The organism is uncultured Parabacteroides sp., assembly GCF_902493135.1.
Classification (GTDB): domain Bacteria; phylum Bacteroidota; class Bacteroidia; order Bacteroidales; family Tannerellaceae; genus Parabacteroides.
This window is the reverse complement of sequence record NZ_CABUOD010000030.1, coordinates 1-22,642: the sequence shown is the minus strand read 5'-3', so window position 1 is coordinate 22,642 and position 22,642 is coordinate 1. Positions and strand designations below refer to the sequence as shown.

Here is a 22,642-nt window from a genome sequence, read left to right as displayed (position 1 = left end):
TCATTCTTTTTTAAACAGTAAATAATACCAGTAAGTGTCTTCAAATGAGGCTATAGCCTTGTTCCCTAAATTGTGGTTTTGCAATGCGCCCTTTAATGCTAAATAGCGTTGTCCTGTTTCAGGGCTGATCCCTTTTTCTGGCCAGTCAGGGCGTTGGTCCTCATACCAGGCTATGACGGCTTCCTGTTGACGGATAGTCAGTGTCGGCCATATCTTTGTTTGATAGTATTTTTTATAAAGATGATCGAAAGAGGTCAAATCTTTATTCAATAGATGGAAAGTCGTCAAGTAGAGCAGAGGAATCGGATTGTCGGGGTTGTTTGCAGCCAAGCGTTCGAGTACACGAGTGAAATCCAAACAGACCGTTTCGTCTGGATTTTCTTTAAGGGCTTTTCGTTTGTGGCCGTATTCACTATCTGATTCGACCATTTTGTCGTTGTTCAGATATTTTCGATGTTCCTGAGCCCATTTCTTGTAAAAACAGGTCTGTTCCAGGATCGTAATGTATTTCTCTGCTACCGGATAGAAACCGAAGATCAGATTCGTGTCGATCAATCGCTTTAGAAGCCGGGGATTACCGTTTGGGGAAAGTATATATCCTTCATAGGCATATTTTTGAGCTGCTCCGATATTTCCTATCATATAATGTAAGTCGGCTTGTGCGATTGCCCCTGAAAGTCGTTCATCCCAATTCGACAACAATGTTTCACCGCCTCGTTGGGGATATTTGAAAAGGTCTTGATCCAGTTTGCCTTCATTGGACAATGCAAGATTCAAAATATTAATGGTTTGCAAGTCGCTTTTCTGCGCAGGGAAAGTAGAGATGATATCTTTCCAACGTTTGTTTCTTAAATAGTAATCTTGTTCCATATTGGCAAGTAGGGTTGTGTCCTGGGTTTTTTCAGATATGAACCAAAAACCGGCAAAAATGATTCCGAGTTCAAAAAGGCGGAAGAAAATGATCCGTTTGTGTGCTATATGGATCTTTCTTCCGATAGATACGGTTATGAACAATGACACAGGAAAAGATATCCAGGCGCAGTATAAAAAAGATAAATTAGAAACTTGTGAAAGATCTGTATAATAGATATTGGGAATGAAACTTTCCCATATATTGCTTTGCCACGCCTGATAGCATGATAACCAGCTAAGCATGAGCCATGTTGGAATAGAAAGCAAACTCCAGTATTCACGGGGTGGTCGCTTTTGTAGAGCCCAAATCACGACACCCGTTATAAATAATGTGGTAGTTGGCCCCGCCAGCCCAAAAAGGATAACAGGTATAATGACGGATGCTGTCAATCGTAAATAGAAATGAGGCAGGCAGATAAATAAATAAAAGAAAACGAGGACAAGAATGAATGCTACGGTTCCTTCTTGGCGGTAGTTCATATCTAATTGTAAAAGACAGAAACAGGCCATTGGAACAGTAACTACTATCAAACTGTCGAAAGCAGGCGCTAATTTGTTTGTTATTTTTTGCATGCAAAAGCATCCGAAAAGGAAAAGTATGGTTGTCATAGATGCTCCGACATAAGGCAAGCTATAAAATTGCGTCATAAATTCAGCTAAATAGGAGACAAATCCCCCAGGAGTGGAGAGCTTTTGTATAAAGTAATCATTTGTTAGCGGGAATAACTGTAGTTGTTCTATGTAAAGAAAATAGAATGCATATCTATATTGTAGGAATAAGAACAAGATAAGGCCTGTCGATCCCCAAAAAGCCCATCTGATGATATGATTATATTTCTTTTTCTCCATTTCTTAAAGAATATTTACTCTACAAATATAGCTTATTGATTAGTTCTATAAATCCTCTTTTGCCAAAATTTTAATTATTAATATCAAAAGCATAGGGTTAGCCCTGTGAATCATAAATAAATTTGTAACTTGAATGATTCTAATGCCATTATCAATTAAATGTAAATACTGTATTATGATGAACAGATACAAATTCTTTATTCTTTGCCTCGCCTTGATATGCGGGGCGAGCCTGTCGGCCAAGGATTATTATGCCACGGATTTCGGGGTGAAAGCGGATGGCAAGACGTTGAATACGAACTCCATCCAGAAAGGAATCGACTTTGTGAACGGGCAGGGTGGGGGGCGTTTGGTCTTTACTGCGGGCAATTACCAGACTGGGACGATTTACCTGAAATCGAATGTGACGCTTCATCTTGAGGAAGGGGCGGCCCTGCTCGGTTCGACCAATCCCTGGGATTACGAAAAAGATCCGTATATTCGCTGGATGTCTATGATCTTTGCTGTCAAACAGCAGAATATCGGTATAACGGGAAAGGGGACGATCGATGGGCGTGGTTTCCAAACCGCCAACAATATGGTGGACTATATCCAACGGGGTATCTACGAAGATCCTCTGAAACTGGGCCGTCCGAACGAGACGAACCGCCCGCAGAATATCTATTTCCGTGAATGCGAGAATGTGACGATCAAGGATATCACCCTGCGGGACCCGGCAAGCTGGAACCAGACCTACGATCAATGCAAGAATCTGTATGTCGACGGCATACAGGTCGATAGTAAATCTTACTGGAATAATGACGGTATAGATATTGTGGACTGCGACGGCGTCGTGCTGAAAAACTCTTTTATCGATGCGGCGGATGATGCCCTTTGCTTCAAATCGCACGATGCGAACAGCATGTGCCAGAACGTGGTGGTCGAGAACTGTGTAGGCCGTTCGAGCGCCAGCGGATTGAAATTCGGAACAGTCTCCCGTGGCGGTTTTCGTAATTTCAAGGTGAAGAATATCAAGATATACGATACGTATCGTTCGGCCATAACGTTTGCCGCGGTCGACGGTGCTCTGATTGAAAATATTGAGGTGGACGGCGTGCGCTCCATCCATACCGGAAATGTGATCTACCTCCGTATCGGTGACCGTTGGAGTGCAGGGAAGAAACCGGTCATGAAGAATATTACGATCAAGAATGTCTATGCCGAGATCCCGATGGATAAACCGGATGCCGGATATAATTATGAGGGGCCGATCGAAGACCTTCCCCGTAATATTTCACCCGCCAGCATTGTCGGATTGCCTGAATATAAGATTCAGAACGTGACGCTTCAGAATATCGAGATCGTTTCTCCCGGAGGCGGTAATCCCTACTATGCTTACCGGGGACTGACACCGGCAGAATTGGACAGCATCCCTGAAATGGCAACTTCCTATCCGGAGTTTTCGCAGTTTAAGGAATTGCCGGCCTGGGGCTTCTACATCCGTCATGCCGAGGGGATCACTTTTGATAATGTGACTTTTAAGGCTTTGAAAAAAGATTACCGTCCGGCAATCGTAACAGATGATGCGGAGGGGGTTACATTCAAGAATGTCCGGTTCATAGAGCCGGAAAGCGAGGGTAAAGAACAAATATTCCCCTATAAAAAGTCGGAAGATTAAAATATAAAGAATAAGAATATGTATAGAAATAAATTATTTGCAAGTGTGATAGGGCTGCTGGTTTTTGTGACGGGGCTTTCGGCGAAGGATTACCAGGTCGCGATGTTTGGGATCAAATCGGACGGGGTGACACTCAATACCCGTTCCATCCAGCGGGCTGTCGATTATATCAGTGAACAGGGAGGTGGCCGGCTTATTTTTTATGTGGGCCGTTATTTGACCGGTTCGATCGAACTGAAGTCGAATGTGACGATCCGTATCGAAGAGGGAGCCGTCTTGGTTGCTGTCCCATCTGTGTATGATTTTAAAGGGGTGGAGAAATGTAATGCGATTATTTACGCAGACAAGCAAAAGAATATCGGTATCGGTGGAAAAGGCATCATCGATGGCCGTAGCATCGCCGTGCGGGCAAGTGTGGAAGAGCAATTGCAGAAAGGCCATATTGAAGGGAATATATCCGGTTATGCACCGGCTTTGATCTGTATGGCGGGCTGCGAGGATGTGAAAATCGAACAGGTTACCCTGCAGGATGCAGCAAACATCGCCGAAATATATAAGGATTGCCGCAATGTGACAGTCGACAAAGTCGTTGTGAATGCAGGTGCATCGGACCGGAAAGCAATCTCGATTTCCGGCTGTGACGGAGTGAAGATGACGGATTGCTACTTCAATATGACAGGGAATCCGTTGGAGAGTGCCGGGACATCCCGCAACCTGATATTTACAAATTGTATAACACCAGATGGCAAAGCTGTCTCAAGCGATCAATAAAAGGAGGAAAAAACTATGCAGAGGAGATCTTTTATCAAACAGAGTGTTTTATGGACGGCCGGTTGTGCTGTCGGTAGCCGTATGCCGTTGTGGGGTGCGGTCGATGCGACCGGTGAGGTGACGGGAGCAGCCTTGCGTTCCGGTGAACTATATAAATTATTTCGCGATCCGCAATCCATTTACCGTCCGTTTGTCCGTTGGTGGTGGAACGGGGATAAAGTGGAAGCCGACGAGTTGAAACGCGAACTGCACATATTGAAGGATGCAGGTATCGGAGGAGTAGAGATCAATCCGGTCAAATTCCCCGGTAATGACACGGACGATCTGGGAAAGAAGTCGCTGTCCTGGCTGAGTGACGAATGGATCGACATGTTACGGGTGACTTTTGACGAGGCGAAGTCGCTCGATATGACCTGCGATCTGATCGTCGGTTCCGGCTGGCCGTTCGGGGCGGAGTTCCTGACGGGAGACGAACGGGCGGATGTTGTCGTGAACTACTCTGAGAAACTGAGCGGCCCGATCGATTATGAAGTCTCTCGCGACGGTCTGTTCTGTGCAGCCGATCCTGCTATCAGTTCTCCCTTCCTCGGAAAGAAGATGGAGTTAGTATCCTTGCAGTTGGTCCCCGAACCGTTTGGCAGGCTTGACCAGGCTATCGACCTGATGGGGAAGGAGGTGGACGGGACGTTCAAGTTCAAAGTGCCCGATGGGAAATATGTCTTGTTTGCCTTAGTCAAGATACGCGGTTTCCTCGAAGTGATCAATGGCGCTCCCGGTGCTACGGGACCGGTGTTGAACCACTTCAACAAGCCGGCCGTACAGAAATATCTGAATAATATGTCGGACAAGATCCAGAACCGTTTAGGCCCGTTGTCCGGCAATATCCGTTCCCTGTTCACCGACAGCATGGAACTGGAAGGTTCGAACTGGTCGTATGATATGGCGGAAGAGTTCAAGAGACGCCGGGGATATGATGTGCAACCGTACCTGCCTTTCATCCTGTTTAAGATGGGGAGTATGGGGAATGTGTTGACCTATGAGCCGAAGGTGCAGTTCACACCCGAACTGGACGATACGATCCAGCGTGTACGCTATGACTTCGAATATACGAAAGCCGAACTGTTGCGCGAGCGTTTTACACGGACTTATCTGGACTGGTGCAAGGGGCTGAACGTCAAATCGCGTGCACAAGCCTACGGACGTGGTTTCTTCCCGCTCGAAAGCAGCCTGGATTATGATATTCCCGAATGTGAATCCTGGACGATGACCTGGTTGCGGCACCGTTTGGGTGAGGAGATGTCGGAAGAGGATTATCGCCGGGGCCGTGCCTATACGATGGTCAATAAATATGTATCTTCTGCCGCCCACTTGCGGGGAAAGCGCCTGGTGAGTTGCGAGGAGATGACAAATACCTATACCGTGTTCAATATGACATTGGAGTTGTTGAAGATCGGAGGCGACCAGACGGCTATCTCCGGTGTGACACATTCCATCTTCCACGGTTTCAACTATTCTCCGAAAGAAGCACCGTTCCCCGGATGGATTCGTTACGGGGCTTATTATAACGAGAATAACAACTGGTGGCCGTATTTCAAATATTATACCGCTTATAAAGGCCGTATGGCTTCCGCCCTGCAACATGGAACCATGTATGCGGATATCGCGATCCTGCATCCGATAGCCGATATGTGGAGCACGTTGGGGATGCAGAACGAGCCGTTCCCCGCCACTACCAATGTGAAATATAAGACATTGGTATGGGAGGCGATCCATAAGAACGGTAGCGGTTGCGACTATGTTTCCGAATCGATCATCCGGGATGCCGAGATGAAAGACGGTTACTTGTGTTACGGTCCCCGCAAATATAAAACGCTTTTCCTGATCGAGGTGGAGAGTATGGAACCGGCTACCGCTCGTAAATTGTATGATTTTGTGGCTTCAGGCGGGCGTATCTTCTGCATCGAGGCTTATCCGCATAAATCGGTCGGCCTGAAAGATCATGGCAAGCACGATAAGGAAGTGCAGGAATGGGTGGAAAAGATGAAGCAGATGGACGGACGTCTCATATTGCTCCAGAAACCGGAAAAAGACTTCGTCGGTTGGTATCAGGGGGTACAGAAAGACTATGGATTGGCACCGTATGTGACGATCGAAAAACCTGATCCTTACTTGATGCAGAACCGTTATCAGGGCGATAACAGGGAAGAAATGTTCTTCTTCAGTTATGCGCACCGCTATAATTCGCATCAGACCCGTATTTCCTTCAGCAACGAGATTGTAAAAGGCCGTCAGGGTTGGGTGTGGGATCTGGAAACGGGCGAACGGTACCGGTTGCCGTTGGATGCCGCCAACAGTTTCCTGTTCGACTTCGGTCCGGCTGATTCTCTCCTGATTGTGTTCGATAAGCAAAAGAGAGGGAATGATTACAAGCCGCTGCCTACTTCCGGTACGGACTTGCAAGACCTGTCTGCCGACTGGGATGTCGAATTTCGTCACAGCCGTGAGAATACGGTACAAAAGACACATTTCGACAAATTGCAGGATTTGAAAGATACGGACTATGTGAACTTCTGCGGAACGGTTGTCTATAGGAAGAAAATCAATGTCTCTTCGCCTGCCGGAACGGTGCTTAACCTCGGATTGGTGCACGGTGTGTCCGAAGTATTCGTGAATGGGCAGAGCTGTGGTGTCAAATGGTATGGTCGCCGTATCCATCCGGTCGCAACCCGATTGAAACAGGGAGAGAATATGGTTGAGGTACATGTCGTAACCGTTATGGGAAACTATATGAAGACGCTGAAGGATAATAAGATCGCTCAGGCGTGGACCCGGAGGCAGGATGTTGTACAGCCGGCGGGGTTGGTCGGACCGGTAACCGCTTATAGAATTAAAAATTAAGAATTAAGAATTAAAAAATTAAGAAGCTGAAATTAAGAAATTGAAGAGTTATGAATGTGATGAGAAAAATAATGATCCTGTGTTTGCTGGCGGGAATGATGATTCCGGTGGGGGCAAAGGATTATCAGATGACTATGTTCGGGATCAAGTCGGACGGGACGACCATGAATACCCGCTCCATACAAAAGGCGATCGACTTTATTTCCGAGAACGGAGGCGGACGTCTGGTATTTACCGTCGGACGTTATCTGACCGGCAGTATTCATCTGAAGTCGAATGTGACGATCCATTTGGGAGAGGGAGCCGTGTTGCTCGGTTCCACCAATCCTTATGATTATGATATGGAACTGAATGCCTGGTACGGCTTGATCCTGGCGAACAAGCAGGATAATATCGGCATTACCGGCAAAGGAGTGATCGATGGGCGCGGACGTGAACTTGCCAATAACTTCATCAACCAGGTTTATTCTGGGGTGATCAAGGACAAATTGCAGTTGGGGCGTGTTGCCAACCGTCCGAAGCTGGTCTATCTCCGCGAATGTAAGAATGTGGAGATAAAAGGGGTGACGATGATGAATCCGGCTTTCTGGACGCAGACCTATGACCAGTGCGAGAACCTGTTGATCGACGGGATCACGGTGCATAGCCGTGCTTACTGGAATAACGACGGGATGGATATTGTCGACTGTAACGGCGCATTGATCCAAAACTGTTATGTGGATGCGACAGACGATGCGATCTGCCTGAAATCCCATAGTGCCGATGCCGTTTGCCAGAATATCGAGGTACGCAACAACACCGCTTGTTCAAGTGCCAGCGGTATCAAGTTCGGAACGGCTTCGACGGGGGGCTTCAAGAATATAAAGATTATCAATAATACGGTATTCGACACGTTCCGCTCGGCCATAACGATCCAAGCGGTTGATGGTGGACAGGTTGAAAATGTGGTAGTGGATAGCCTTCGTTCCATCAATACCGGAAATCCCATCTATTTGGTCGTGGGAGAACGCCGTGAAGGTCGTCGCAGCCGGATGGACAACGTACATATCTCGAATGTTTATGCCGAAGTCCCGGCAACGAAACCGGATGCAGGTTATGACTACGAAGGGCCGACGGAAGATAATCCGCGTAATGTATCGCCTTCCGGCATTGTCGGTTTGCAGGATAACAAGATTACGAATGTCTCTATTGAGAATGTCGAGATCGTCTATCCGGGTGGCGGTAACCCGTTGTATGCTAAAGTTGGGCTGGATGAACTGGATAAAGTTCCGGAAATGCCGAAGGCGTATCCTGAATTCTCTCAGCATAAAGAGTTGCCTGCCTGGGGCTTCTATGTACGCCATGCTGATGGGGTCACTTTCAAGAATGTGAAGTTGACTGCTTTGAAGAAAGACTATCGTCCGGCTATCGTCCTGGATGATGTGCACAACGGTACATTTACGAAGATCGAAGTGGTTGAACCGTCTGCCGGAAAGAAGGAAAAGATACACGCTTACAAGTCTACGAAGATTAAAAAATAGAACACGTATCCGCAGATTCCGCATGTTCCGCCTTATACACTTTTTATATGGAGAAAAGAACATGCGGAATCTGCGGATACCCATAAAAAACGTACATTTTTTCAGAAGAAGATGTACGTTTCCCAAATGAAAAAACTTACGTTTATTTATCCAAAGATCTTAACCAGCGCTTTCCGGCGGGAGTCAGAATGAAAATCAAGTAGACTAAAGCTAATCCACCGATTATACTATATAAAGTAACTGCTGCACTCATTGTCTGTCTTTTTTATTAATTATTAATGTAATAAATGCACATATAGCGACTAAAGTAGCCGTTGCTCCAGCGACATATATCACAACCATCTTATCGGGAATAATGTCCAGTGTCGCCGTAATAACGGCTCCCCCGATAATCAACTTGGATATATCCAACAAATACCTTGCAACCTCTTTGGGGATGCTTACACTTTCTTCCTTTACAATCGGAAGCAAATGAAAATTCACATTCTGTTTTCTTTTCATAGCTAATATGTTTAGTTATACGAAAACAAAGGTAGAAAAGATTTCGAACCTTTCCTACCTTTTATGGATTATTTTCGTGATAAAGACGGCTTTAGAAATACCCGTGCGTTTTCACATCTCCATATTTAAGGGCTATCTCCACCCGTTTGACAGTGAATGTATTGTCATCCTCGGACTGGAAACCGATGCGGTTATATCCCTGTTTGAGGATTTTGTCGGGCAGGATAAAGGCATATTCCTTTTCTTCTCCTTCCAGCCCGCGTTCCCTGTCGTAAAGGCGGGTGTAGGCCGGCATTCCCTTTTCAACCGCTTCCCCGTTTACCGTCAGCCGGCAGACCGTCGGATGACTGGTGCGGATGAATAGGATTGCTTCTTGCGGATATCCTTCTTCTACCGAATCCCCGATATAGAGATCCGCCTCTTTCCGTTCGCCTTTGCCTATTTTTAACGGGAGGGGGGAATCTGGCTTTATATTGTACTGGACAACTCCGTCGGACAGTGCATATATCTTATTCCTGCCTTTTAAAGTTTCCAACGATCCCAATTCCCGGAGCAGTTCCGGCATCATGATGCGGCAAACCTGGCCGCCGTCTTCCAGATATAGCTTCCCGTCATGTTCGGAATTGAACGCGCCGAAATAGTAGTTGAACAGGTAGATCCCGTCTGCCCCCTGCGAGAGGATGTGGGAACACATACCCCTGTGCATGCCGTGTGACCAGAATTCTCGCGGGCGGTAGCCTCCGTCGTCGATCGAACTATAGAACGGTATGTTGAGGTCTTTCCCCATTTCTTCCCTGAACTTGGCTACCGGCATGGCGGGATCGCCCCTCCAATGGACACCTGTACTGATAAAGTCCAGCAGTCCGAGGCGCAGCCATTCGCGTATATCCAACCCTTTCATCATGTTTTGTTCGACTGTCGGCGCTACACGTGCGGAGAGCAGGATCTTTCTGCCTTGTTTGGCTGAAATCTCATCCACTTTCTGGCGGATGTCTTTTACCAATTGTGTCATAAGCGGTGCGTTCTGCTGTCCTGTGCCTGACTTGAAGTAAACGATAAAGCGCATGAAATCGAGATCGTATCCATCGATTATGTCGGCGTAATTTTCCAATTGCTCGGAAATGATTGCCAACTTGCGATCGCGGACTTCCTTTATGGCAAAGTCAAAAGCTCCGCCGCTGTTATAACCTTGTGTCGTGTCGTTCAGCCAGTATTCCGGATGCTGAATCCAGAAATCGGTGTACCAGATCGGACAACGGGTGGTCGTATCATTGAAATGCAGGTCGTTCATCCGGTAGGTGATGAAGGCTTCCATCCCCTTCGCCTTTGCCCTTTTTAAGGTATAAGCGACCAAGTCCGTCCCCTCCTTTTCCAGGTTCAGATGGTTCCGGTAGTAATTTCGGAAAGAGTTATATTGGGCCGTGTCGCAGCCGCAATCCAACGTCCCGTTCAGGTCGTCTCCCATCACATGGCCATATTGGGAACGGACATAGAAGAAATCGCTGCCGGAGCACATCATATAGGTCGTGACCTGTGAGTTCGCCACCATATCGACACAGGAGTCCAGGTCGGCAAGCGTCAGCGGACGATACTTGAACCAACGGTTCCCTAACAGGTCGGAACCGTCGTTATTATGAATGATCCGGAATGTCCGTTCGGGAACCTTTTTTGCATCGGGTGCACAGGCAAAGAAAGCCTGTGCACAAAGGATAAGCAGGAAATAGTTGGTTATAAGTGATTTCATTTGTTTTTGCATACGTGTTTTTCTTATTTTCCAGGATGTCCAAAAATAAGCAAAGTCACAAATATGCAAATGTGTTTTTTGTCGGATTTATTTAGATATTTGGCTAAATGGCGGAAAGTTACAACGTCTCTGCGTATTTGACCAGTTGGAGAACCTGCTGAGGCTCGTCAAAGTCGATCTTATTGCTTTTTATATACGCCTTTATCGGCTCCTGTTGTTCTTTCGGATATAGTTTCAGGAACTGTTTGGGAGTCTGGAAGGTTTTTTCTTTCCCGTTCTTTTTCATCGTGTATCTTTTTTCGACATCGCCAATGATGATCTTCTCCGTTTCGAGTTTATAGGAATGTCCGCTGGCCTGGATACTCGAATACGAATCGACGGAAGCAGTCTCCGAGCGTCCTCCGTATCCGACCTGTTTTCCCTGCGGGCGGGATCGTCCCCTGAAGGTAACGGCCAGATAAGGTTCCTGGCTCAGACGTTCCTGTGCCAGGCCTTTCGAGGCCAACTGGAAAATGCGGTTACCGATTTTCAGCGTCCTTACCATATCCGGTTCGGCAAAGAGCTTGATGTTATTATTATCGTTTTCATCAATAAACATAAAGGCATTCCTTGCCAAGCTGTAGTTGACCTTCACGCCGAACACCCTCCCGTCCTTGTAATAGATCAGGCTTTTCTGGAAGTCGTTGAAGAGGTATTCGGGCTGGCCTTCCTGGGCGGATAGCCCGGAAATCGTGGCGATCAGGGAGATGAGCAAGATATAAATAAGCTTTTTCATGATATCCGACGTTTTAATTCTTACGAAAGATACGTATTGTTTTGGATATAACAAAAAAAGCCGCCTCTTTTTACAGAGACGGCCTTTCGGATATATGGAATAAGTTTGTTATTACTTAACCAAAGCAGCGAATTCGCTGTTAGTTGCATATTTAGCAAATTCCAAGTCGATAGCAGCTTCTTTAGCCATAGCCTTGTCGGCAGCGATAGCAGCTTTCAGGTTGCTGATAACTGCGTTAGCGTCGTTGGTACGAGCAGCTACGATAGCTTTCAGGTAAGAAGTTGTAGCGTCGGGTTTAGCAACTGCGTTCAAAGTCTGAGATGCTTTGCTGTAATCCTTAGTCAGGATCTGAGCCAGAGCAGCGTTGTTAGACTTAACTGAACCGAAAGAGTTGGCAGCCTTAGCCCATTCGCCCTGTTCCAGGTACAGAACACCCAGAGCTTCGCCCAATTCAGCAACGCCTGCTGCGCTACCGAACAACTGCTGAGCCTTAGCCTGGTCACCCTTTGTCAAAGCGATCAAACCTAAGTTCATGTTTGCAGACGGATTCGCTTTTACAGAGTTTGATTTGTTGAACATCTGTTCTGCTTTAGCCAGGTCGCCGGCGCGGAATGCCATCATACCGATGTTGTTCCAAGTGCGGTAGCAGTTAGGATACAGTTCGGAAGCCTTTGTATAGATCGCCATCTTTTCTGCGTCGTTGTTAGTCAGAGTAGCAGCGTACAGGATTTCTTCGATGTTCAGTTCAGAAGGATTGCTCTTAGCCAATGCGCTGATTTCGTCGTCAGACTTACCGATGATTTCGATGTTGGCCGTCAAACGGGAACGACGAAGTTGCGGCAGGATTGTTTCAGCCAAGTCAGAGTAAACGGCAGAGATATTTTTGATTTCTTTTTCTCTTGTTTCAGGATCCTGGTACATAGAGATAACTCTCAGCACGAGGTCTTTATCCTGCAAGTTGGAAGCAGCTACCAATTCTTTGAAGCCTTCCCAGTCCTGAGCAGTGTAACGAGCGTCAACCGGAGCGTCAACTTTCATTTTCTTCAACTCTTTAGCCAGATATTTGCTTGTGTTGCCTTCACGATTTTCAGCCAGGCCGGTATTCAGTTTAACACCACCGTCGGGAGAAGCGTAAGCAGAGATTTCGATTGCCACGTTCTGGTTAGGAGCTTCGTCTGCATTCTTAACAAGTTCTTTCCATTCCTTGATTGCGTCGGAGTTCAACTCTTTGGCACGCAGGTTGGCCTGCTGGATAAGGAACATGATGTTTGCGTCGTGAGCTTCTTTGATGATACGCTGGAATTTGTCTGCTGCGATAGCTGCGTTGGCAGTAGCTGCGTCAGCCAATTCAGATGTAGCGATCACACCTTCGCCGATTTTAACATCCGGCAATTTAACTGTCTTGTTCTTGATCTTTGCGTCGAAAGTCAGATACAATTCAGATTTTTTCATTTCCGGTTTGTAAGTGAAAGCAGATTTCATGGTTACGTTGGCACCTTCTTTCTGCGGGATAACCTGGTTGTTACCCTTTACTTTTTCACCTTGGTAAGTGTAAGAAGTTCCCCATGCTTCACCACCGGCATAACGCAGCACCGGAGTTACAGTTACAACAGCTTTCTTGTTGAACCATTTTGCAGGGAATGTGGCATTGATAGTCACAGGAACTTTGCCTCCGATGGCCTCAAGCGGCTGCGGTTCAGCTTTGATGTACTCTTCAGCTAACGGTTTCAACTTGTTTGAACAAGAAGAAAAAGTCAGAATTGCTGCCAATACGAGGAAAGGCATTAAATACTTTTTGTTCATAATTTGATGTAAGTTTAAAATGTTACTATGTTTATATATTCACTTTCAATTATCCCTTAGCCATCAAAGTGCAAAACTAAAGCATTTTTTTGTTATGAAGAGCAAACAAGAGATAAAATCTTTCTAATTAATACTTATTAATGAATCTTGTCTCCATTTTTTCCTGTCTGATGTCAAAACAGATAGGAAATGAATCCGATGAATCTTCCCGGATTTTACCGGACCCTTATTGTCAAATTTTAATCAAAACAAGGCTTTTTGAGTATAAAGTTTGTTATTATAAACAATCTTCACGATATACACGCCGGCCGGGACCGGACCGATCGGTATGATCGCCTGTTGCCCGGTGATGGAATAATTGCGCACGGGCTTTCCGGTGAGCGATACCAGAGTGAGCGAAGCCCGGCTGACGGGGATTGTAAAGTCGATGCGGATCGTTTGTCGGAACCTGTCGACAGACAGGCTGACATCCGTTGCCGCTTCGATGCGTTCGTTGGCTGTCCCGCCTCCTTCGTTCGGGTCCATTCCGTTGCAGACGGGAACAGTCATTCCGACAGGATCGAGCCAGTATTTGAGCTGCATGCTGCTATCGATCGGTTCGGTCCAGCTTTTTTGTATGGAGAAAAAGAAGTCTTCGACCGGATTGGCACAGTTGGAAGCGCCGCCTGTCAAGCCTCCGATAACCCGGTTGTCGCTATCTAAAAGGGGAGACCCGGACGAACCTCCGGCCGTACAGCCTGTCGCCCAGCGGGCTACCTTCCAGTGCGAATTCTCATTGAAGTCGGTGGCCTGTATTTTGTAGGTCGCCAGTTCCACGTCCCCTTCGGCGAGGTTAAGCCGCTTGAGCGACCCGCCCGGATGGTGGATGCAGGTATAGGGTGCTGTCCCCGCGTCCTGTGCGTTCCAGCCGGCATAATAGGCCCGGTAATCGGCGGGCGGCGTGTCTTGCAATTCCAGTAGTGCCATATCCGTCCATTCGTTCACGGCCCGGAAATGCGCCGAAGCGACGGTCTGGTCGGTGCGTCCGGGTTCAACCGGGCTGCACTGGGGGCTGTTGTAATTGAAGTAACAGACGATCTTGCCCGCCACCTCTTCATAATCCGGGTTTTTGATCTGGAACTGGTTGTTCAGGCAGTGCGAGGCGGTAAGGAGATAAGGTTTCCCGTCGTTTGCCGTGTTGTTGACAAGCGTACCTGTACAGCCGATTTGTCCGTCGATAATCAAAAGGACAACGCTTCGTTCGATGTCGTCGTAGCGGGTTGTCGTATCTTGGTAGCAGGCGATGGTCGGCATACATTGGAAGGCCGTAAAGTCGGGCTGCGGTTCCGATACTCTGAGGTCCCGGTAGCCGTGGTTCACCTCGCCGACCGCGAGTTTGCCGGGGAAAGCGGCTTCCGCCGGTTCCTGGTATTCGATGATCAGTCTGTCTCCCCGGATCGGGGCGACGGGCAGAATGCCGCGTTCCGAATTGTTCAGGTGGTTGAACGAGCCTGATACTTCCGATTGGTCGCTATTATAAAGGAACACCCGTGCGCCTTCGGGCAGGTGGTATTCGCTGAACATTATATTGAGGGAGAGCGCTCCTTCGGAACGTATTCCGAGCCGCCAGACCTTTGTCCCGTCGGGCAGGGTGAAACGGACACCGGAGTTCTCCGGCGTATAGTCCGTCATGAACTTATAGGCAAAACGGAACCCGCTCCTGAGGCCGGTCGCTTCGAGCGAGTCGAGCCGGAGCTGCTCCGCCAGGTCGAACGGGGGCATTGTGATAAACATTTCCTCGGTCAGGCTTTTGGTGGCCGTGAGAGGCAACGGGCGTCCTCCATGACTGATCTGTGCCTTGACGGAAACACTAAGAAACAGGCATAACCCGAAGTATATGATAAGATGCTTTGCCATAGTGGCGGCAAATATACGATTTTAAGGAAATAATCGGCTATTTCAGATTCATTTTAAATCGCATCTCCGCCTTGATGCCGGCAGGAAATGTACAATCCTCTTCGTTAATATCGCCTTATTCTAAAGGCTTTGGGCTGAGTGCCCGATTTTGAGGTAACGAGTTGGCAACCGTGCCTATTACTGTGCCTTTCTGGTGGTTAGCGCATTTTTGCCTTTTCTTGCGCTGTCAACATTTTTGTAAACCAATGTTTTACAAATTTTTGTCCCGTGAAAAACAAATTCTTTTGCGCCTCGTCCCTTGGCTATCCGTGTCAGTGTAAGTTTTGGATTTTGCAATATCCACGCCCAGTTGAGTTTGCCGTTGACGTAGAAGCCCGATTCATCGGCACCTGCCACCGGACTCTTGATTAATACTTATCAATGTTTCTCCAAAGAATGAAGAAAGCAGCGATATTGTCTTAATCGTAAAATTATGCTGTCCGCTTAGCCACTTGGTCACTTCGCTTGGATGTTTGCCCAATGCCTGTGCAAACTGTAATTTGGATAAACCACGCTCCGTCATTAGTTCATAGATGCGGTTGGAAATGGCAAATTCCAAAGACACCTCTTGCTGAATAGCCGGAGAGGTGCTTGCCAACATTTCGTCGAAAGAAGTTTTTACTGTTTTCATATATCAAAGGTGTTTTCTGTTTCTATTGTATTCTCCTTTACCAGTATAGAACCGTTTTTAACTCCCTCTGTTATGAGTTTGTCAAAGTTCTGAAGGGTGATAACGTAACCTTTCAGCATGTCATTCTCATTATAGGTTCGAGTGTTTTTTACTCCACCGTTACCAAGTATGAGGATTTTATCTGACAACCTCAAACAATAGAGGCGCAAACGTGATTTCAAGACAGGCAAAGCGCATACCCTGTCGCTCATTTTTCCTTCTGGACGGAAGAAACGCTCAAATGCGCCAAAGTCCGCTATACGTCCGATTATATTCAAAAGGCGTTCAAAATCTTCGTTATAAACCGATTCATCCCTGAATTTGGCGTAGAAACGCTCAAATTCACTCTCGTCTTCCGATAAGAATTGAATGGAATATATCGTGCAATTCCCGGTTACCTTTACCAATCTTAATTCAGCTTCACTCATGTTCTTTATTTCTTTGCATCACAAAGGTATAATTAATATTTCACTTATAAATAAAATACAGCATCTTTTTATGTTAAAATGATAGTAAAATGAATTTTTCAAACAGAGGGAAGAAAAAACAATTCCCTCCGCTTAGTTAACAGGGGGCTGTCAGCCAAAAAGTCCTGCCGTCAGATTTACCGCTTCCGCCTTTTTCTCCATGTTCAAGAGGCATAGACTTGTGTAGAAACTATGCTGCCGTAATCGCCAATGTTGCGGCGGAATGTCGGTTACTGTGGTTTCAGTTTGTCCGTTGTTAGGTATTCCCTGTGTTTGTCCGGCATCTGTCACCGCAAATGCTTTATTAATAAGCCTGTCAATGCCATTTCTCCCTTTTTATTCGTTTATTCCAGAGATTTTCGCTAAGTTTGCCCGTCCGTTCAAGGATGCGATTCTAAAACCAATATTATAAATTAAAATACAAACGCTATGGCAACAACTCCTTTCAAGTATCAGGCTCCGTTCCCATTGGGCCCGGATACGACAGAGTATTATCTGCTTACAAAAGATTATGTTTCGGTTTCCGAGTTCGAAGGGACTCCGGTTCTGAAAGTCGCGAAAGAAGGTCTTACGGCAATGGCTAATGCCGCTTTTCGTGATGTTTCGTTTATGCTTCGCCGTTCGCACAACGAGCAGGTGGCTAAGATCCTGAGCGATCCGGAAGCAAGTGATAACGACAAATATGTAGCGTTGACTTTCCTGCGTAACGCAGAAGTTGCTGCTAAGGGTGTACTTCCTTTCTGCCAGGATACCGGTACGGCTATCATCCACGGTGAAAAGGGACAGCAGGTGTGGACCGGCTACTGCGACGAAGAGGCGCTTTCGTTGGGTGTCTATAAAACCTATACGGAAGAAAACCTGCGCTATTCGCAGAACGCTCCCCTGAACATGTACGACGAGGTGAACACCAAGTGCAACCTGCCGGCCCAGATCGACATCGAAGCTACGGAAGGCATGGAATATAAATTCCTGTGCGTGACAAAGGGCGGCGGTTCCGCCAACAAGACGTACCTGTACCAGGAAACAAAAGCGATCCTGAACCCCGGCACTTTGGTCCCCTTCATCATCGAAAAGATCAAGACATTGGGTACGGCCGCTTGTCCTCCTTATCATATCGCAGTGGTGATCGGCGGCACTTCTGCCGAGAAGAACCTGCTGACGGTGAAGCTGGCTTCTACGCATTATTATGACGAATTGCCTACGACCGGCAACGAGTATGGCCGTGCTTTCCGGGATATCGAACTGGAAAAAGAAGTGCTGGCCGAAGTGCACAATATCGGTCTGGGCGCACAGTTCGGCGGCAAGTATCTGGCACATGATATCCGTATCATCCGCCTGCCGCGCCACGGCGCTTCCTGTCCGGTCGGTTTGGGCGTTAGCTGCTCGGCTGACCGTAACGTGAAATGCAAGATCAACAAAGACGGTATCTGGATCGAGAAGCTGGACAGCCATCCGGGCGAACTGATCCCGGCTGAACTGCGCCAGGCAGGCGAAGGCGACGCTGTCAAGATCGACCTGAACCAGCCGATGGCCGATATCCTGAAAGAACTGGACAAATATCCGGTGTCTACACGCCTGTCGCTCAACGGTACGATCATCGTAGGCCGCGACATCGCTCACGCCAAGTTGAAGGAACGCCTGGACCGCGGTGAAGACCTGCCCCAGTATATCAAGGATCATCCTATCTATTATGCCGGTCCGGCCAAGACTCCTGCCGGTATGGCTTGCGGTTCCATGGGCCCGACGACTGCCGGCCGTATGGATCCGTATGTCGGTCTGTTCCAGAGCCACGGCGGCAGCATGATCATGTTGGCGAAAGGCAACCGTAGCCAGCAGGTGACGGATGCTTGCCAGAAATATGGCGGTTTCTATTTGGGAAGTATCGGCGGCCCGGCTGCTATCCTGGCACAGAACAACATCAAGAGCATCGAATGTGTGGAATATCCCGAACTGGGCATGGAAGCCATCTGGAAGATCGAAGTGGAAGACTTCCCTGCATTCATTCTGGTAGACAACAAGGGCAACGATTTCTTCAAACAGATCAAACCGCGTTGCACTTGCGGTAAGTAAGACGTACTTTACCTTAATATATAAGAGAGAGGGAGTGAAAAAAATCATTCCCTCTTTTTTTATTATACATCACGGCTCTTTTATTTAAAGCCGTATCGATGATGAAGTCTCCTGCTCGAAGAATTTTAGTTTCAGCCTGGGAAAAGTTTGAAACTAAAGTTTCATATGGTTGCTTGCTTTGAAACTTTAGTTTCACTTAAGGGAAACTTTAGTTTCATCGGTCGAAACTAAAGTTTCAAGCCGTGAAACAAAAGTTTCGACCGTAGAGACTTTTGTTTCGCGGCAGGAAACAATGTCGTTTGTGTCGCCAACCTTCCCTTGATGTTCCCTTCGAAAGACATGGCAAAGGAAAGCATAAAAAAAACTGTCATCCTTTTTATCCCTAAAACCTAAGGGGTATGTTGTATAAATGGTATTCTTTTGTCCTGTAACCCATATGTTTTGGAAAATTATGAATGTTTTTTCTTGTTGATTCGGAAAACCTATTTACCTTTGCAACGATTCCGTAGTGGGCAGCGGCTCACAGGGCGCGGGGTCAATTACATATTGTAAGCATTTTACGAAGATTATTCCAATCTTTAAAATCGGCAAAATTTTAAGCTTAGTGGAATAATGGACAGAAAATGCTTGCGCTGGTTACGTATAAGTTTATCTACCATTTTTATGGGAAGATTGTTATATCGTATAAGGCGCGGGCTTTTGTTCTATTATTACTAAGCGGGTGTTTGCCGATACCTAAAGATTGATAATAGACAACAGACCCGCGTTTTTTTGTGCCCGTTCATAATCATTCGCGGGGAGTTGTTTCTCCCCTTCGTAAAATTAGTTGTTGGACTTTTATACACTATTTTATTAACAATTAATTTTTAATGATTATGAACAAGAGATTTTCTACTCTTTTGGCTGCCGCTCTGGTAGCCGGTGGTTTGTCTTCGACGGTGATGGCAACAGCCGATGCTACACCTGACAAGGACAAGTATTATCGTTTGGAGACTGGAAGCGGTAATACCGTATTAGGTGTTGATGCTATCCATACAGACAGTTTGGTTTTAGCTGCAACTGCCAGTTCTTTGGATGATCGTTTCTTCTGGACGATTACAAAAGAAAATACGGCTACTGCAACTCCCGTTTACAAACTGGTGAATAAGGAAACTAAAGCCGTTTTGTCTTTGGCTATTCCTAGTAAAACGACAGAAACAAGTAAAACAGGAAATGTAGCAGCTGCCCGTATCAAAGCGAATGGCGTTTTGAATCAGTGGGTAAATAGTCAAGCTGCAGCTTGGGGAACAGCCGGAAAGTTTACTGCTTATAAAGATGGTAAAGAGTATGGTTTGGTTACGGTTACAAATCTTTGGGGTGGTGCGGTAACAAGTGCAGTCGTTGCTGTTGCACAATTAAACGGAAGTGGCGCAGTTGTCACTGCTGAAACAGGTGCTACAGTATTAGAACTGAAACTTGTTGACGACAACGATCCTGTTGATCTGACTGCTAAAGACCTGAATGCAAAGAAAAACACAAAAGGTTTCGATTTGACATTCACTCCGAATTCAGACGATAATATTTTCTCTGGAAAGACTTTGCAGGCGTTGTCTGTTAAAGCAACTAATAGCATTACTTATGCAAGAGATAATAGCGATAATACAGCGATTGCAAATTTAACTATTGCCACAACGACTACTGGTGATATCGCTTTTGATGGCACTGATGCAACAAACAAGATTGTCTTTTTGGCAACCGGTAAGACTGTAACAAACGGGGCAAAACAAAAAGTCAAATATTTTACAGTTGTCGACACAGCTTATATCGCAGGTACAACTCAATTCGCATTTACAGAAGATACAATCGGTATTTCTGCGGATGGTATGAGTTTGGTTCCGGCTAAGGGACGCGACTTGGCTTCTTATATGTTCTCGGTTTCTTACAACTATTCAAAAGGAAATGTAGATATCTATCCAGTTGCTGTACCGACTGCTCCGGCTACTGATCAATATTGGGGCGATGTTGAAAAGAAAGGTACTTATGCTGCAAATATTAGTCCTGCAAATACTGCTTTAGCTGTAAATACTGCCGCAGACGGATACCTGGCATTCATCAACGTATTGAAAGATGCAAAAGCATTGACATTGGGTGATAAAGCTACAGTTGAAGGATTGGAAGCCTACAAGAACATGTCCATCACTTTCGGTTCTTCTACCGCAGTTAAGAACCTTGATACAAAGGTTGCTTATTTCGTAAAAGAAATGGATGAAGACAACAAGGCTACAAGTAACTATTGGGTTGCCGGTGACGCTAAATCGGCTTCTGCCTCTGCTTATGTTCCTTCAACCCAGTGGAATCTGGTTTCTAATGGCGGCACTTCTTACAAGTTGGTTAACCGCGAAAGTGGAAATGAACTGACTGGTGCTAATGGGACAGCTTATGATGTTGATGCTGCCAATGGAGTATATATGATCGGTTCTAAGACTGTTACTTTGGTTAAATGTCCGGAAGCTACTGGCAACTATGTCGGTTATAAGAAATTCACTGCTTCTCAGGTTGATAACCTGACATTTGCTATTCAGGTTCAGGCTTTGAGCAATGATCCAGTCTATCTGACGACAAAAGACTCTGCTATCGTTGCAACTGTTGATGCTGACAAGAAAGTAATGTTCCGCCTGAAACCGAATAAAGAAATGAAGTTTGGTGATACTGAAAATGACTCTCTGAAACGTACTTCTTATATGTTGTTGAGTGCCGACAAGAAATCTTATCTGGCTTATGACAAGGCATTGAATTCTTATAAGATGACTTCTGTAGCATGGGAAAATGCGAATGCAACAAATGCAACAGCAGTGCTGACTACTTCAGAAACGGATACTGCTTTTGTTTACTTCCAGGCTGTAGGCAAAGACAAATATTCTTTGGTTATGGAAAAGATTTATACGCCGACTACAGATCTTACAGGTGCTATTACTGTTAATGGCGCATATAGCACTTCTTTCACTATGGCTTCCGGTATAAAAGCCGGTGTTCGTACGCAGAGCGGTTTGTATGACCAGAAAGTATCTGTAAACATTACCGACGGCGCTGTTAGTCAGACTGAATACGACAACGCAGCATCCAACACTGTATTTATGATCGAAGACGGTACTCCTGATTACGACAAGACAATCCAGAAACCGGCTCACCAGACTATCACGCTGTCAACAGACAACGCAATGGCTCTGACAATCACATCAGACAACTTTGCCGCCCTGAAACGCGTAGGCCAGGAACTGAAAGCTGATTACACGATCGATAACCTGAAGATGTATGTCGACACAGCAACGATGGCTGATGTAAACAAACCGTTGTACTACATTGCTACAGGCCAGAATATCTCTGACGACTGCAAGGCTAAGGGTGAAATGAACTATCTGGTATCTTTCGAAGATTCTGTAAAGATTGACGGTTACACAAGTGAGACGCTTCCTCGCGTTGGATTCCTGGAAGGTGTTGTTGAAGCCGATACAATCACATTGTTCAACGGACATGCTATTGCTGATAAAGACACTGTAGTCATCAAGAAGAATCATAGAAACATTGCCAACTGGGCATTCACTGCTAACGAAAACGGTTCCATCTCTCTGGAAAACCAGAAATCGAACAAATTCATTGCCGTTCGTAATGATGTATTGGTAATGGTTCCGAGCATCAATGAAGCTGCTCAGTTCAATATGGCTGCAACAGAAGCTCCTACCGCCAACGAAGGCGTAGCAGTATCTGAAGTAACGGTTATCGCAGGCGAAGGCCAGGTAACCATCGCTAACGCTGCCGGCAAGAAGGTGGTCATCAGCAACATCTTAGGCCAGGTAGTAGCCAATACGGTTCTGACTTCCGACAACGCTGCAATCGCTACTCCTCAAGGTGTGGTAGTAGTAGCTGTCGAAGGCGAAGCTGCTGTTAAGGCAATTGTAAAATAAAGGAAGATATTTTATAATCAAATAATTCTAAAATGTTTGGCCGCGTGCCGTGAAAACGGCAATTACCCTGCGACAGGCGAACAGGCGGCCGGATTTAATATTAATAATACTAAAGTATATTGAATTGAA

The 22,642-nt window shown here is 46.2% G+C and carries 15 protein-coding genes; 6 read left to right on the top strand and 9 right to left on the bottom strand.

Annotated features, from left to right (window positions below; translation table 11 throughout):
* Complete coding sequence (locus RDN79_RS13370) at positions 1-1,761, bottom strand: DUF6057 family protein (protein WP_298551998.1); 1,761 nt, start codon at positions 1,759-1,761, stop codon at positions 1-3.
* A gap of 178 nt (positions 1,762-1,939) precedes the next feature.
* Here RDN79_RS13370 and RDN79_RS13365 point away from each other — a divergent pair, with 178 nt between their 5' ends.
* From RDN79_RS13365 to RDN79_RS13350, 4 genes are read left to right on the top strand one after another with little or no spacing between them, the layout of a single operon-like run.
* Positions 1,940-3,418: a glycoside hydrolase family 28 protein gene (locus tag RDN79_RS13365; RefSeq protein ID WP_298552080.1), complete on the top strand. Its 1,479-nt coding sequence runs from the start codon at positions 1,940-1,942 to the stop codon at positions 3,416-3,418.
* An 18-nt stretch (positions 3,419-3,436) separates the two neighbouring features.
* Positions 3,437-4,189 (top strand): glycosyl hydrolase family 28 protein, encoded by a 753-nt coding sequence (locus RDN79_RS13360; RefSeq protein WP_186929472.1) that lies wholly within the window; start codon positions 3,437-3,439, stop codon positions 4,187-4,189.
* Positions 4,190-4,204: 15 nt separating this feature from the next.
* On the top strand, positions 4,205-7,087 hold the full coding sequence (locus RDN79_RS13355; protein WP_298552001.1) for a glycosyl hydrolase: 2,883 nt from the start codon (positions 4,205-4,207) through the stop codon (positions 7,085-7,087).
* Between the two features lie 50 nt (positions 7,088-7,137).
* A complete protein-coding gene (locus RDN79_RS13350; RefSeq protein ID WP_298552003.1) occupies positions 7,138-8,607 on the top strand; it encodes a glycoside hydrolase family 28 protein in 1,470 nt (489 codons plus the stop codon).
* Positions 8,608-8,856: 249 nt separating this feature from the next.
* Here the strand turns inward: RDN79_RS13350 and RDN79_RS13345 are convergent, their stop codons facing one another.
* From RDN79_RS13345 to RDN79_RS13310, 8 genes are all read right to left on the bottom strand, one after another.
* The gene (locus tag RDN79_RS13345; RefSeq protein ID WP_298552005.1) at positions 8,857-9,108 is read right to left on the bottom strand and encodes a DUF6722 family protein; all 252 of its coding nucleotides are present in this window, start codon (positions 9,106-9,108) and stop codon (positions 8,857-8,859) included.
* Between the two features lie 91 nt (positions 9,109-9,199).
* Entirely contained in the window at positions 9,200-10,852 is a 1,653-nt protein-coding gene (locus RDN79_RS13340; RefSeq protein WP_298552007.1) for a hypothetical protein, read from the bottom strand.
* A 118-nt stretch (positions 10,853-10,970) separates the two neighbouring features.
* Entirely contained in the window at positions 10,971-11,627 is a 657-nt protein-coding gene (locus RDN79_RS13335; protein WP_298552008.1) for a hypothetical protein, read from the bottom strand.
* A gap of 111 nt (positions 11,628-11,738) precedes the next feature.
* Positions 11,739-13,430 carry a hypothetical protein gene (locus RDN79_RS13330; RefSeq protein WP_298552010.1) on the bottom strand — a complete coding sequence of 564 codons (1,692 nt, stop codon included), beginning with the start codon at positions 13,428-13,430 and terminating at the stop codon, positions 11,739-11,741.
* A 243-nt stretch (positions 13,431-13,673) separates the two neighbouring features.
* Positions 13,674-15,326, bottom strand: coding sequence for a trypsin-like peptidase domain-containing protein (locus RDN79_RS13325; RefSeq protein WP_298552012.1), 1,653 nt, complete (start codon positions 15,324-15,326; stop codon positions 13,674-13,676).
* A 177-nt stretch (positions 15,327-15,503) separates the two neighbouring features.
* Positions 15,504-15,722: a hypothetical protein gene (locus RDN79_RS13320; RefSeq protein ID WP_298552014.1), complete on the bottom strand. Its 219-nt coding sequence runs from the start codon at positions 15,720-15,722 to the stop codon at positions 15,504-15,506.
* The gene (locus tag RDN79_RS13315) at positions 15,706-15,996 is read right to left on the bottom strand and encodes a helix-turn-helix transcriptional regulator (RefSeq protein ID WP_298552016.1); all 291 of its coding nucleotides are present in this window, start codon (positions 15,994-15,996) and stop codon (positions 15,706-15,708) included. Before RDN79_RS13315 ends, RDN79_RS13320 begins: the two co-directional genes overlap by 17 nt.
* Positions 15,993-16,463: a hypothetical protein gene (locus RDN79_RS13310; protein ID WP_298552018.1), complete on the bottom strand. Its 471-nt coding sequence runs from the start codon at positions 16,461-16,463 to the stop codon at positions 15,993-15,995. Before RDN79_RS13310 ends, RDN79_RS13315 begins: the two co-directional genes overlap by 4 nt.
* A gap of 468 nt (positions 16,464-16,931) precedes the next feature.
* Here RDN79_RS13310 and RDN79_RS13305 point away from each other — a divergent pair, with 468 nt between their 5' ends.
* Complete coding sequence (locus RDN79_RS13305) at positions 16,932-18,572, top strand: fumarate hydratase (RefSeq protein WP_298552020.1); 1,641 nt, start codon at positions 16,932-16,934, stop codon at positions 18,570-18,572.
* A gap of 875 nt (positions 18,573-19,447) precedes the next feature.
* On the top strand, positions 19,448-22,513 hold the full coding sequence (locus tag RDN79_RS13300; RefSeq protein WP_308573238.1) for a DUF6383 domain-containing protein: 3,066 nt from the start codon (positions 19,448-19,450) through the stop codon (positions 22,511-22,513).
* Positions 22,514-22,642 lie beyond the last annotated feature (129 nt).